General features: G+C 46.3%; 17 protein-coding genes, 1 tRNA gene and 1 pseudogene. 8 read left to right on the top strand and 11 right to left on the bottom strand.

What is annotated here, in order from left to right; translation table 11 throughout:
• Window position 1 precedes the first annotated feature (1 nt).
• Both AC0S1O_RS07515 and AC0S1O_RS07510 read left to right on the top strand, forming a co-directional pair.
• Window positions 2–367: a hypothetical protein gene (locus AC0S1O_RS07515; RefSeq protein ID WP_475393693.1), complete on the top strand. Its 366-nt coding sequence runs from the start codon at window positions 2–4 to the stop codon at window positions 365–367.
• 59 nt (window positions 368–426) lie between these two features.
• Entirely contained in the window at window positions 427–549 is a 123-nt protein-coding gene (locus AC0S1O_RS07510) for a hypothetical protein (RefSeq protein ID WP_475393692.1), read from the top strand.
• Here AC0S1O_RS07510 and AC0S1O_RS07505 read toward each other — a convergent pair.
• From AC0S1O_RS07505 to AC0S1O_RS07470, 8 genes and pseudogenes are all read right to left on the bottom strand, one after another.
• Window positions 526–1194: a hypothetical protein gene (locus tag AC0S1O_RS07505; protein ID WP_475393691.1), complete on the bottom strand. Its 669-nt coding sequence runs from the start codon at window positions 1192–1194 to the stop codon at window positions 526–528. The genes AC0S1O_RS07510 and AC0S1O_RS07505 overlap by 24 nt on opposite strands.
• Window positions 1195–1197: 3 nt before the next feature.
• Complete coding sequence (locus tag AC0S1O_RS07500) at window positions 1198–1905, bottom strand: RAD55 family ATPase (RefSeq protein WP_475393690.1); 708 nt, start codon at window positions 1903–1905, stop codon at window positions 1198–1200.
• Between the two features lie 71 nt (window positions 1906–1976).
• Window positions 1977–2456: a NifB/NifX family molybdenum-iron cluster-binding protein gene (locus AC0S1O_RS07495; RefSeq protein ID WP_475393689.1), complete on the bottom strand. Its 480-nt coding sequence runs from the start codon at window positions 2454–2456 to the stop codon at window positions 1977–1979.
• A gap of 1 nt (window position 2457) precedes the next feature.
• Window positions 2458–2796 (bottom strand): annotated as a pseudogene (locus tag AC0S1O_RS07490) (DUF5320 domain-containing protein); the annotation flags it as partial.
• A 26-nt stretch (window positions 2797–2822) separates the two neighbouring features.
• Window positions 2823–3038 (bottom strand): hypothetical protein, encoded by a 216-nt coding sequence (locus AC0S1O_RS07485; protein ID WP_475393688.1) that lies wholly within the window; start codon window positions 3036–3038, stop codon window positions 2823–2825.
• Window positions 3035–3298, bottom strand: a complete 264-nt coding sequence (locus AC0S1O_RS07480; RefSeq protein WP_475394489.1) for a hypothetical protein — start codon at window positions 3296–3298, stop codon at window positions 3035–3037. The genes AC0S1O_RS07485 and AC0S1O_RS07480 overlap by 4 nt, the downstream gene beginning before the upstream one ends.
• Before the next feature lie 55 nt (window positions 3299–3353).
• On the bottom strand, window positions 3354–4049 hold the full coding sequence (locus AC0S1O_RS07475) for an RNA methyltransferase (RefSeq protein ID WP_475393687.1): 696 nt from the start codon (window positions 4047–4049) through the stop codon (window positions 3354–3356).
• A gap of 38 nt (window positions 4050–4087) precedes the next feature.
• Window positions 4088–5518: an MFS transporter gene (locus AC0S1O_RS07470; protein ID WP_475393686.1), complete on the bottom strand. Its 1431-nt coding sequence runs from the start codon at window positions 5516–5518 to the stop codon at window positions 4088–4090.
• A gap of 92 nt (window positions 5519–5610) precedes the next feature.
• On the opposite strand from AC0S1O_RS07470, the gene AC0S1O_RS07465 reads away from it, so the two are divergent.
• From AC0S1O_RS07465 to AC0S1O_RS07440, 6 genes are read left to right on the top strand one after another with little or no spacing between them, the layout of a single operon-like run.
• Complete coding sequence (locus AC0S1O_RS07465; RefSeq protein ID WP_475393685.1) at window positions 5611–6627, top strand: tyrosine--tRNA ligase; 1017 nt, start codon at window positions 5611–5613, stop codon at window positions 6625–6627.
• Window positions 6624–7550, top strand: coding sequence for a deoxyhypusine synthase (locus AC0S1O_RS07460; RefSeq protein ID WP_475393684.1), 927 nt, complete (start codon window positions 6624–6626; stop codon window positions 7548–7550). The genes AC0S1O_RS07465 and AC0S1O_RS07460 overlap by 4 nt, the downstream gene beginning before the upstream one ends.
• Window positions 7551–7583: 33 nt before the next feature.
• The gene (arcC, locus tag AC0S1O_RS07455; RefSeq protein ID WP_475393683.1) at window positions 7584–8522 is read left to right on the top strand and encodes a carbamate kinase; all 939 of its coding nucleotides are present in this window, start codon (window positions 7584–7586) and stop codon (window positions 8520–8522) included.
• A gap of 30 nt (window positions 8523–8552) precedes the next feature.
• Complete coding sequence (locus AC0S1O_RS07450; protein WP_475393682.1) at window positions 8553–10016, top strand: aminotransferase class I/II-fold pyridoxal phosphate-dependent enzyme; 1464 nt, start codon at window positions 8553–8555, stop codon at window positions 10014–10016.
• A 31-nt stretch (window positions 10017–10047) separates the two neighbouring features.
• The gene (locus AC0S1O_RS07445) at window positions 10048–10821 is read left to right on the top strand and encodes a TRM11 family SAM-dependent methyltransferase (protein WP_475393681.1); all 774 of its coding nucleotides are present in this window, start codon (window positions 10048–10050) and stop codon (window positions 10819–10821) included.
• Between the two features lie 33 nt (window positions 10822–10854).
• A complete protein-coding gene (locus AC0S1O_RS07440) occupies window positions 10855–11784 on the top strand; it encodes an inorganic phosphate transporter (RefSeq protein WP_475393680.1) in 930 nt (309 codons plus the stop codon).
• Here the strand turns inward: AC0S1O_RS07440 and AC0S1O_RS07435 are convergent.
• The 3 genes from AC0S1O_RS07435 to AC0S1O_RS07425 form a co-directional block, all read right to left on the bottom strand.
• Window positions 11759–12421: a DUF47 domain-containing protein gene (locus tag AC0S1O_RS07435; protein WP_475393679.1), complete on the bottom strand. Its 663-nt coding sequence runs from the start codon at window positions 12419–12421 to the stop codon at window positions 11759–11761. The genes AC0S1O_RS07440 and AC0S1O_RS07435 overlap by 26 nt on opposite strands.
• Window positions 12422–12424: 3 nt before the next feature.
• Window positions 12425–12497, bottom strand: a tRNA-Thr gene (locus AC0S1O_RS07430).
• A gap of 57 nt (window positions 12498–12554) precedes the next feature.
• Window positions 12555–12740: a hypothetical protein gene (locus AC0S1O_RS07425; RefSeq protein WP_337954328.1), complete on the bottom strand. Its 186-nt coding sequence runs from the start codon at window positions 12738–12740 to the stop codon at window positions 12555–12557.
• Window positions 12741–12805: the final 65 nt, after the last annotated feature.

Here is a 12805-nt window from a genome sequence, read left to right as displayed (position 1 = left end):
TATGCCAATGAGATCAAAGAAGACAAAGAAAAAATACAATCTGATAAAGCGCGCATATCTGCTTGGCTACGAGGTTGGCTATTACTCTCACGATGAGGCAGTGGGCTGGGTAAAGAAAGAACTGCGTAAAATTGAACAGTTGGCAAGGGATGAGGGCATAGAAAAAGAGATTGAGCAGGTCTACAGAAGGGGAAAGGATGAGGGCAGGAGAAAAAGAAGTTACGAGATCACCGAGGGCAAGGAAAAACTGCTGGAACAGCCAAATATCAGGGTTGAGAGAAATACAGTGAGATTAATTCGCAGGTACGATTTGAGAATCCAATTTATGGATTTGCCAAGGTTTCTCAAGAGACGTAATCAATTTTGATTACATCCTTAGATTTTCACGGCGATTTATTTAAATTTTCAGAGGATTGATCTTCAAATATGAAGGAAAATAAGGTTACCTGGATAAAGATATACGATGAGAACCTGGAGAGGGAGTCAAGGACATTTGTAAACAGCGTGTCAAAGAAGGAAATGAGATCATTCGTTAAGAAACCTTTTTAAATACTTTATGCTATCTTTTTGGGGCACGAAGATTATCTCTCCCCTGGGAGTTTGCTCTGTCTGCATTTTCACATTGAGGAACATGACTTCTCTATCCCCTGCAATGTCTGAAATCAGGTAATTTATCATTGAGAGTATGGTGTCGTAGGCGATATCTATTTTCTCAATTTCAAGGTAATCCTTGAAATTGTTCTTGAACTTGCCTGCAATGCTTGTGCCGAATATTTTCAAGGCATCCACGATGCTGTCCTTTCCGTAGGCCTTCTTTATTATCTCAACGCTATTTTCGTGGACCATTATTAGGAAGGTACCCCTTATATTTCCAACAAAATCCACGAATATGCCGAATACCCTGTCATCCTCGTTGTACTGCGCCAGGATTTCATCCAGAGAATTCAAACTCCTGAACACGTTTTTTAATTTCTCCCCAAAGATCTCCTCTCCTACGGATGTTGTGCTCTCCTCCATTTTCTTACCAAGTTCTTTGATCTCCTCCTCTGTGAGTTGCTCTGCGGTCAGCAGGTCCCTCATATCTATAATTGCATCCCTTGTGGGGTAGAACACAAATCCGCAGGAATTGCACCTGTAACTGCCAGTTTTTAGTTTCGTCACATCCCTTGAGCCACAAATTGGACAGGTGACCATTTTTCACACCCTCGAGGAGTACACCTTTATCCCATCGGGAGTTATTTCCATCTTGTGCATATCACAATCATGCATTGTGCCGCGCATCTTTATAACCTGCAATGCCCGCGTCATAGTGTGCCCGTTCAGAAAATTGTGGAGAAATATGACACCGTGGGCCATATAGTGCTCCGGGCTGTAGTTGGTCAGATCAGTCATCTCCGAAAGTATGAGAACCGTGATTTTTAGGTCCTTTAAACTTCTGAAAAATCTGGCAATTTCCTTGTTTTGCTCCTCTCTATCCCCTCCACCATATTTCAGGGTGAGCACAGAATCTATTACCAGCCTTTTTATACCCTTTGCCTTGACTATGGAGTTAATCCTCTTGAAAACTTCCTGGGCATAGGTTCCCCTTATGCTTTCGGGAGATTTCACAGCCCCAAGGTACTGTATGCTCAACGGACCCATATCTGCAAAGAAGATCATACCGCTTATTGTGTACCTTCTCAGATTGAAGCGAAATGTGGAAAGATCCTCAATTATGGTGTGTGGATCCTCTGTTAGAGTCACGTAGAGCCCCTTCTCCCCCTCCTTTGCTCCCTGAATAAGAAACTGCACGCCAAATGTTGTTTTGCCCGAGCCAGGAGGACCGGCAACAATATAAACTCTCTGGGACACCAATCCACCCTGAACAAGTTCATCAAATCCGGGCACGCCTGTTCTAATTCTCATCAATTTCCTATCTTTGAGAATTATTTAAGTTTTGTGCAGTGGTTATTGAAAATGAAAATAAAGGGAAAAAATTATTCTTTCAGTTCTTCAAGGCGTTTCTTTATTTCCTTCAATCTCTCTTCTATGTACCTCTTTTCTTCCTCCAGCATCCTCAGTTCTTCCTCCTTGCTCATCGGGTAGTATGGAGGGTACTGGGGTTCAAATGGTGCTGGAGGTACGTTTGCGCCGGTAATCTTTCCTGATTTCACGGCTTCAACGGCATCCCTTACAGTGCCCTGGAATGAGTTGATTACCTGAATTCCCGCCTGGGCCAGGACCATTGAGGCATTGGGCCCTGCGATTCCTGCTGTTATGACCATCTGCACTCCAAGGTTGGCAACCTGTTGAGCCGCCTGCACTCCCGCGCCCCTAGCGTACATGGCCGATGCATTGGGCACGAATTCAAGTTTATCTGTGGCGGTATCGTATATCGCGTAGTAAGCGCATCTCCCGAATATGGGGGATACCGGTGAGTTTTCTGAGGGGGCATCTGCAGTTATTGCCACACGCATTTCATTCACCCTTCAATTCCTCTATTCTTCGCTCTATCTCCTTCAATCTCTCTTCGAGACTTCTCGCTTCACTTTCAAGCATGCTCCTTTCATTCACGGGGGCATATGTGGGCGTGTATGCCTGGGTATATGTTCCGTAGTAGGGATAGTACCTCGGGTAGTATGGATTGTACATACCGTAGGCTGTCCCGTAGGGGTACATCCATCTCCATCCCCTTGGCATACCCGTCCATGGGCAGTATCCAAGCATGGCTCCCCATCCACGACCACGTCCAAATCCTCTTCCTCTACCCCATCCTCGGCCCCAGCCAAAGCCGGGTCCATACGGGTAGTATCCATAATATCCGTACATTCTTCATCACCTCCTTACCATCTTCTCCCATATCTCGGTCTTATGAATTCTCTGAGCAGGAGAAGCCCAACGAGGGCAATCACGTAGAATGATGCCACTATGAACAGGTGCACCAGTATTATTATCACCAGGAGCAGGATCACGAGGTCTATGAGCGAGTAAATGCCGGTGAACCTGAAGCCAAAGAGCGGGGGATACAGGTATCTGCCACCTCTGGGCATCCCTCTCACCATCTTCTCCCTCTGCGTCCGCGTCCGTATCCCCTTCCGTATCCTCTGAAACTCCCAAACAGGCGGAGGAAGAACCTTCCAAGGTATGTTCTCCGTGGATATCCCATGGGGGCTCCATAGTACCCTCTGGGTTCGTAGGGTTCGTAATCTGCATAGTTTCCATTGTACCCGTTGAATGGGTAGATTCCACGTCCACAGGGCCCCATTCTCCTGCCTCTGGGCCCACGACCGTCAGGTCCAGTTCCATCTCCATAGGGCATCTCAATCACCAAATTACACAAATGCGAATTAATATTTAAAACTTTCCCACATATGTTACCTTTCAAGTTGATGCAGAATTCTTTTCATAACGCCCATCATGCTGTGGTACTCCCACTTGGTGAGCATGGCCCTTCCGATTATGCGTCGGAACATAACCTCCGTGTTCTTTCTCTTATGCTCTGGGAAATTTATTGCATCGAGGATCTGAGAGAATCTTGAGTTGAGAAGGTTCAACTCGAAACTCTCGGCAATGGGCATTTTCTCCTCCTGTCCTTCCTGAATAAATAATTCGTACAGTACTATGGCAGCTGCATGGGTAACGTTCATGATTGGATAATCCTCGCTTGTAGGGATTGTTATAAGGGCATCACATTTCTCGATTTCCTCATTGTAGAGCCCGTAATTTTCCCTTCCAAAAACTATGCCCATTTTCCCCTTGTATCCCCTGATCTTCTCTGCAAACTCTCTGGGGCTCATTGCGATTCTCTTGAACTTCTTTGGGGATTTAGTGCTCACACCGCTTGTGGCAATTAGATAATCAAAGGACCTTCGTACCTCTTCAAAATCTTTCATGATCTTTGCATTTTCCAAAATGTATCGGGCGTGCTTCGCGAACCTGAAGGCATCATCATCCAGCTCTGGGGGATTCACGAGAACTAAATTTTTGAAGTTGAAGTTTGCCATGGTTCTTGCGAGAAATCCAATATTGCCGGTGAACTGGGGTTCAACGAAGATCACGGTTATGTCCATGGGACTTGCATGAACGTATAGAACAAATAATTTGCTGGTTATCTTTTTACTCCTATCACTCCTTTCTTCATGACCTCGATTATGAACAGGGATAGAATTCCCAGCAGCAGGAAAATCACAGCCGAACCGGAAAAAAGCACTTCGTAGGCCTTATTTGTGGGTATCTGCATCACGTAGGGTGGTGCCGGGAGGTGAATGAGTGTGTAGTAGGTGGTCATAATCGTTCCCGCTGTTGCTGGACCCCATGTGGCCCCAAAATTTCTGAAAAGGCTGTTTGCACCTGTGGCAATGCCCATAACACGTTTATCCACGCTGAATATGAGTACGTTGATAAGGGATACGTTCATAAGCACGATTCCGGCACTGACAATAACGGTCATCCCCACGAATGTCCAGAGGTCCACGCTTGTTGCATATTTTGCCATGAGCATCAGCCCGAAAAATGCTGTCAGAGAACCAAGCACTGTGAAGATTTTCACACCAACTCTGGGCATAAGTTTTCCCGCAATTGGTGCTATTATCAGTGAGGCAATGGCCGTTGGTGTCATAAGAAGACCCGTGTCCAGTATGGTTTTTCCAAATCCATAGGGTTGTGGCATTTGAAGTATGTAGGTGTTGGCCTGGCTCATCATCTGTATGCCAAATCCTGCCATCATTATTCCAACGTTGGCTATCATGGGATTTCTGCTTGATATCACGGATATGGGGATCAGGGGATCCTTCGTCTTTCTCTCCCAGAGAATCATAATGGTAAAGGATACTGCGGAGATGAAGAATAAAAGCAGAGTTTGTGTTTTGTACCATCCCACGGTTGGTGCCCTCGTAACCGCCACCAGTGCTGGCACCACAAAGAAGGTTAGGAGGGTAAGGCCTATAAAATCAAATTTACTTTTTGTGATGTACCTGCTCTCCCTCAGCACAAAATAGGATGCAATGAGCATCAACACCGCAAAGGGTGCAACACTGTGGTACGTCCATCTCCATCCATAGTTCTGGGATATGTATGCACCCAGGGGAAGGGCTATAACCATTCCTATGGCGAACATGGCGCTTATGAGCCCCTGAACCTCAGGGACCATTTCAGGTGGAAATTCCTCCCTCACCAGACTGAATCCAAGCGGAAATATGGCCATGCCTATGCCCTGAAGCCCCCTTGAGAAAAGGAGATATTGAAAATTGGGTGCAAAACCGTTCATAGATACACCCAAGGTGTAGAATACCAGGGATATGAGGAACATCTTTCTCTTTCCGTACATATCTCCAAGTTTTCCCATAACCGCCACGCTTACGGTTCCAACGAGGAGGTATATTGAAAGTATCCAGCTGGCGTTGCCAGGGGTGATGTTAAAATCCTTTTGTATTGTGGGAAGAGATGGGATAAGTACGGCCTCAGTGTACATAACCAGCAGTGGGAGAAGTACCAGGATTGCGGTTGCTCTTTTTGCGTATTTCAGGTCATATCCTTCCATCAGTTTTCCACCCGGTAGTTGAATGCTCCTATCCTTATATAAATTTTGTTTCAATTCATAAATTCTTTATATGTTCAATTCATCGCCTTTCTATGCTTTCAGAGAAACTCATGCGCAATGTGGTGGAGGTTATCACCCCGGAGGAACTGGAGATCGCGCTAAAGGAAAATCCTCGCGGTTATGTTGGCCTTGAGCCCTCAGGCAGGGTGCATCTTGGCACCGGATTGATAATAGGTGCAAAGGTTCGGGATCTCATGGATGCTGGAGTGGATATGATAGTATTCCTCGCGGATTGGCATGCATTCATAAACGATAAGTTTGGAGGGGATATGGAGAAGATTCGCCTTGCGGGAGAGTATATGAAGGGTGTTTTTGGGGCCCTGGGTATAAGGCCAAGGTACATATGGGCCGACGAACTGGTTAGCAAGAAGGAATACTGGGAGAAAGTTATAAGGGTGGCAAAGAAAACATCGCTCAAACGTGCCAAGAGGGCAATGAGCATAATGGGCCGCAAGGAGGACGAGGCGGAACTGGATTCGTCAAAGATCATTTATCCATTTATGCAGGTCTCGGACATATTTGATATGGACCTTGATATCGCCCTGGGAGGCATGGACCAGAGGCACGCGCATATGCTTGCCAGGGACGTTGCAGATAAACTGGGATACAAGAAGCCCGTGGCGGTTCACACGGTCATTCTCGCAGGATTGAAGGGTGCTGGAAGAATGGATCCGATAGAGGCGAAGATGAGCAAGAGCAAGGAAGGAAGTGCGATCTTCGTGGATGATTCTCCAGAAGAAATAAGGAGAAAGATGAAAAAGGCGTTCTGCCCGCCGGAGATTGAGGACAATCCCGTGCTGCAGATTGCGAAGCACATTTTGTTCGCCTATTACGTAGACAAGATGGTGATAAAGAGGCCCGAGAAATGGGGTGGGGATATAATCTTTCATTCATACCAGGAACTCGAAAGGGCCTATGCCAGTGGAGAACTTCACCCAATGGACCTGAAGATGGCAGTGGCGGAGGAATTGATACGCATCCTGAAACCTGTGCGAGAGTATGTGGAGAAGAACGATGACATCTCCCGTGCTCTGGGGTGGGGAAGATGAATGATATGATTCCGGTTGAGGATGTAGAGGTTAAGGAAGGAATGACGGCCGGCGAGTTGATGGATCAGTTATACAGATCAGGGGGGTTCGTGGCAAAGCACCTGGCTATAGCGGAGAAGATCCTCATTCGTATGTTTTCGGAGGAAAACACCACATTTCTATCATTTCCAGCGTGCATTATTGCTACAGGGACAAGAGGAGTGATAAAAGAATTGGTTAAAAGGAAACTTGTGGACGTGATAATCACAACCTGCGGCACTCTGGATCACGACATAGCGAGGAGTTTCAAGAATTACTACCATGGCTCGTTTCTCCTGGACGATGTGGAATTGCACAGAATGGGCGTGAACCGCCTGGGAAATGTGCTGGTGCCCAACGAATCCTATGGCGAGGTTATGGAGAGTTTTATGATGCCAATTCTTGAAGAGTTGTACTCGGAGAAGAAGGAATGGGGGCCGAGGGAGATCATTGATGAGTTTGGAAAGAGATTGGGAGAGGATTCCATTCTTTACTGGGCCCACAAAAATAACATTCCCGTGTATGTGCCCGGCATAACAGATGGCTCCTTCGGCTCGCAGTTATGGACATTCAGGGAAATGCACCCCGATTTCCGCATAGACATCCTCAAGGATGAGCACGAACTTGCGGACATAGTGTTTGATGCCAAGAAAACGGGAGCACTTATGCTCGGTGGAGGTATTTCAAAGCACCACACAATCTGGTGGAATCAGTTCCGCGATGGGCTCGATTACGCTGTGTATATCACCACTGCGGTTGAGTGGGATGGCTCCCTTAGCGGCGCGAGGGTGCGCGAGGCGGTATCCTGGGGCAAGGTGAAGGAGGATGCCAAATATGTAACGGTGGAGGGAGACGCCACTGTTCTTCTCCCTCTCCTCGTTGCCAGTGTGCTGGAAAAATTGTGAAAAATTAATATAAATCCCTACCTTTCCCCTCCTATGAAAACCGTTGTTCTCGCGGTTGGTGGCAACGCTCTGCTTCGCCCCGGAGATAAGGGCACAGCTGAGGAGCAGATGCTCAGGGCGAGGGAAACTGCAGAGTCAATATACCCCCTTTTTGAAAGGTACAAGGTGGTCATAACCCATGGCAATGGCCCCCAGGTTGGAGCCATACTGCTGCAGAACGAGACTGCAAAGGATGTTGTGCCCCCCATGCCCCTGGATGTCTGTGGAGCCATGTCTCAGGGTGAAATAGGTTACTTCCTTGCCCAGAGTTTTTATGAGGTCATAAGGGATAGGGGGATAGATAAGAGTGTGGTTACCATACTCACCCGCGTTGTTGTGGATGAGAACGATCCAGCATTCAAGAACCCAACCAAGCCCATCGGGCCGTTTTACACCGAGGAGGAGGCAAAAAAACTTGCAAGGGAGAAGGGCTGGCATGTTATTGAGGATTCCGGCCGTGGATGGAGGAGAGTTGTGCCCTCGCCGGACCCCCTGGAGATAGTGGAGAAGGATGCCATAAGGAGACTCGTTGATTCCGGATTCGTTGCCATTGCCGTTGGGGGTGGTGGAATTCCGGTGATAAGGAAGAATGGAAAACTTGTGGGTGTAGAGGGTGTCATAGACAAGGATCTTGCCTCTGCAACCCTTGCCCGGGATATCAAGGCCGAGAAGATGATCATATTAACCAGCGTGGAGCAGGTTTACCTGAATTTTGGAACGCCCGAGCAAAGGGGGATAAGGGAGATGGGTGTGGACGAGGCAGAGAAATACCTGAAGGAAGGGCATTTCAAGAAGGGAAGCATGTACCCTAAGATACTGGCCTCCATAAGGTTCATCAGGAATGGTGGAGAGGAGGTTTTGATAACCTCTCCTGAGAAATTGATGGCCGCACTGGAGGGAGAGGCGGGTACTAGGGTGTATCCATCTCATTAATATTTTATATGGGCAATCGCATATCCCGTTATGGGTGAAAGAGCCGGGCAAACCTACATACTTGATGCACTAAAAGATGTGCCCAAATACATTCGCTGGTGCACGCCTTCCGTGCTACCAAATCAGAAAAAATTAATGGATATATATTCCACGGACGTCTCCGTGTCCGCACATTTTTTCGGCAATTATGTTGATAACACAGGTGTTTTCAGAAAAGCGCATGAACGGGCGGCAAGGGTTTATGGTGCCGATAAAACTCTCTTTACGGTCAATGGTACAACGGGAAGCAATTTCATAGTTATGCGGATGATATCGCTTGAAAATGATACCCCACAGATACTTGTAACAAGAAACATTCATCATTCCATACTTCATGCTGCCGAATGGCTCGGTGTCAGATTCAGATTCATAAAATGTGCATACGATCCGCAGTTTGAAAGTTTGATACCTCCAAAACCGGAGGATGTGATAGACACACTCAACAATTATCCCGAGACAAATGCCATAATAATTTCCTCGCCCACATATAACGGTCTGGTTGCCCGCATTAGAGATATTACCAGAGCGGTTAAAAATTTTGATAAGGAAATAAAGGTGATTGTTGATGAGGCATGGGGTGCACATCTTCATTTTTCAGATTCTCTTCCTGAAAGTGCTATGGATGCCGGTGCTGATATTGCGGTTCAGAGCACGCATAAAGAGGGTGGTTCTTTACAGCAAACTGGGATGATTCACTGGAAGGAGAAGTATGTGGACAGCGATCTTATGTACGCGGCGTTCAGGGAGTATGTTACCACCAGCCCATCGTACCATCTTCTTGCGTCTTTGGATGCTGTTACTGCTTACATGGAGAGAAATGGAGAAAAGGCTGTAAATGATATGCTGAAAAAGGCACACAGATTGAAGGATCTTCTTGGTGAGAAGGTCATTCCTCCTATGCGGATGATGGATGACTCCCTGGAGTTGGATCTTGTGAAGAACTACATATCCGGGTATGATGAGGCAAAAACTGTGATTGCCCTAACAAAGTTCAAGGAAACGGGCTTTGAGATTGCCAAGATTTTGGCGAAGAAATACAAAATTGTTGTTGAGAAAAGTGGTTTGAATACTCTTCTTTTCCTGGCAACCTTCCAGATCAGGGATGAAGATGTGGATAAAACTGTGGATGCAATGCAGAAGATAATGAAGAAACTCACAAAGAGCGGTAAAAAGGAGTTAATACCAAATCCATTCAGACATCTGGAAAACAAGCCAGTCATAGAGCCCTATGTTGCCCGAAGAGTTGCACAGACCATAGGCAGAAAGGTTCCATTGCGAGATGCAATAGGAAAGATTGCTGCAGAGCATATAGAGGTGTACCCGCCAGGAATACCCGTGATTCTTGAAGGATTCAGGATAACTAATGATAATGTGAAGTATCTGCTCACGGTGAAGGAAATGGGCGGCCACATAAGCGCCCGCGATCCTACACTTGACACGATTTACGTGCTCTAAATTTTTAATACTTCAATGCAATTGCAGTACCGTGAAAATAAACGATATAGATCTGAGAAGGTGGAAAGAGTATGATGAGATTATAACGGATTCGCTATGGATTTTTCCTTCAAGGGACAACAGCGGCGCTCACACACCGGAATATCATGGAAACTTCATACCTCAGATACCGCGACAGGCCATGGTGCGCTTCACAAGGAGGGGAGAGTGGGTGCTGGATACGTTTGCAGGTCTCGGTACAACCCTCATAGAGGCACGGAGACTGGGGAGAAATGCCGTTGGAATAGAAATCAATGAGGAAATTGCCAGGAAGGCGAGGGATCTTGTTGAGAATGAGGAGAATCCATATGGTGTGGAAACCAGGTTGATAGTAGGGGACTCAACAAGGGAGGAAACATATGAAAATCTGGGAAATTTTCAGATGGTGATAATGCATCCCCCCTACTGGGACATAATAAAATTTTCAGAAGATAAAGGGGATCTCTCTGCGTCCCAATCCTTAAATGAATTTCTGAATGGATTCAGAAGGGTGGTGCATCTGGCATCCCAGCATCTTGATGATGAGCGATACTTGGTTCTCGTGATCGGAGACAAGTATTCCAAGGGTGAATGGATTCCTCTGGGATTCTACACCATGCAGGAGGTTATGCGCGAGGGATTCACGTTAAAGAGCATAGTGGTCAAGAACATAGAGGAGAACAGGGGAAAGAGGGGGCAATATGCTCTATGGCGCTACCGTGCCCTGAAGGATGGATACTATATTTTCAAACACGAATACATAATGTTCTTCGTGAAAAATTCATAAATTTGAAATATTAAAAATTCTTTCCTCTTGGAAATGCTTGAACTCGCCTATATTTTTTTGGCCGCAGTCGTGAGTTTCGTAATAGCCGCAAACAACTCGGCCGGGAGTGTTGGCACACTCTACGGCTCTAGGATTACTTCGTATTATCGGGCTGCATTTATGGCCGGATTCTTTGTTATGCTCGGTACCTTTCTCGAGGGATGGAAGATGTCCGGAGCCATTGAGGGAGGACTCATTTCATACCCTCTGGGTCTTGAGATGTCTCTTCTGGTTTTGCTCTCTGTTATCTTGCTCATGCTTCTTTTCACAATTCTCGCAGTTCCCATGTCCGCGTCCCAGCTGATGGTTGGTTCAATAATAGGCGTGGCTTTTGCCTTTGCGTGGAGCATAAATGGTAGATTTACGGCATTCATTGTGATCTCTTGGATTTTGAATTTTGCCATATCCCTTTTCCTGGCTCTCGCCATATACGCTATTATGTCTCGAGTCACAAAGCATTTCAATGTTTTTGCCTTGAGCCGTTTTTACACAGTTTCACTGTTGATAAGCAGCGCCTTTATGGCCTATACCCTTGGGGCAAACACTATAGGGCTAATAGCATCCTTGAATCTTTCTTGGTACTCTATTCTCGTTACAGGTGTTGCCTCTCTGTTGGGCACTGTTGTTTTGGGAAAGAGGACGGTTATCACCGTTGGGAGCAGGATAACCAATATGGATCCTCCAAGGGCCTTTGCTGCCCAGATAGCGGGAGCCCTTGTTGTTGAGGCATTTACCCAGATTCATCTTCCCGTGTCCATAACCCAGGCCATTATAGGGGGTGTTATAGGAACCGGGATGGTGAAGGGCTATCAGGAATTGAACAGGAAAACTGTAAAGAACCTCTTTTTATCCTGGTCCATTGCTCCAATAGTTGGTTTTGCCCTTACCTACTTCATAGTTAGGGTGTTATCTTGGCACATATGAGAATGATAACGTCGGAGGCATCCTCTGCCTTGTCGCTTATTGCGTCTATCCACAGGATTATCTTTTCAATTTGAAGTATGGAGAGTATGTCGTCAATTTTCTTTTCCTGGGTGTAGAGTTTGCGCAGAATTTCAAGTTTCAGATCATCTGCCCGACTCTCGTACTTTTCAACCTCGTGGGCCTTCTCCACCGCCCTGTGGATATCACCCTTCAGAAGTTCCATTGCCGAAGCGTTGAGGGTTTCAACGCTCTTCTTTGTGACATCAAGGTACTCCATTATCTTGCTCTCCTTCAGGAACTCTATGGCATCCTTGGAGGGCTTTCTCAGTGCTATTATTCTGCTAACCTGCTGAATCTTGTCTATGACCTTATCTATCTCCTCTGAAAGGTTTATGAATATTGCCCTATCCGATGGAAACAGAAGACCTTCAGAAAACAGAAATTCGTTTTTTCTTCGAAGGGTATCTCCCTCCTTCTCCTTCTCGTATATTATGCCCTCAATTTTCTCAATTTCTCCCCAGTCCTCCTTCAGGAGGGCCTCAACCTGCTTTATGAACAGATCCATGCATTCCAGAGCAATGTTTGAATGCTTCTCGTAAATTCCAATAGCCTCTTTCTCCCTCTTGGATTTGAACATCAGAGCCACCGCCGGGAATCGAACCCGGGACCTCCACCTTACCAAGGTGGCGCTCCACCGGCTGAGCTACGGTGGCTTACAAGATGCGCATGAAATTCCACTACAAAAATATTTCCCAGAAAAAGGGAAAAAATTATGCGAGGGCTTTTATTTCCGGAATCTCTGTACCAAGGAGATCGTCATTAATCTCGTAAAGTATGCTGAGTATTTCGGCCAGAACCTCGGCCTTCTTGCCCTTCATCTCCCATAGAGCAGCTTCAAGATCCTCAACGGTGTGCGATTTTAGCCATTTCTCCACATTTTTTGGCATTTTCTCCATATTCATTCCTCCAGTCATCTTATTGTCAGACGAATATATGACAAAGAAGTATTTAAAGTTTTCGT

Source organism: Candidatus Aciduliprofundum sp. HYA1 (genome assembly GCF_056175085.1).
Note: the sequence above shows the minus strand (reverse complement) of the source record. Positions and strands in the feature narration are given on the sequence as shown.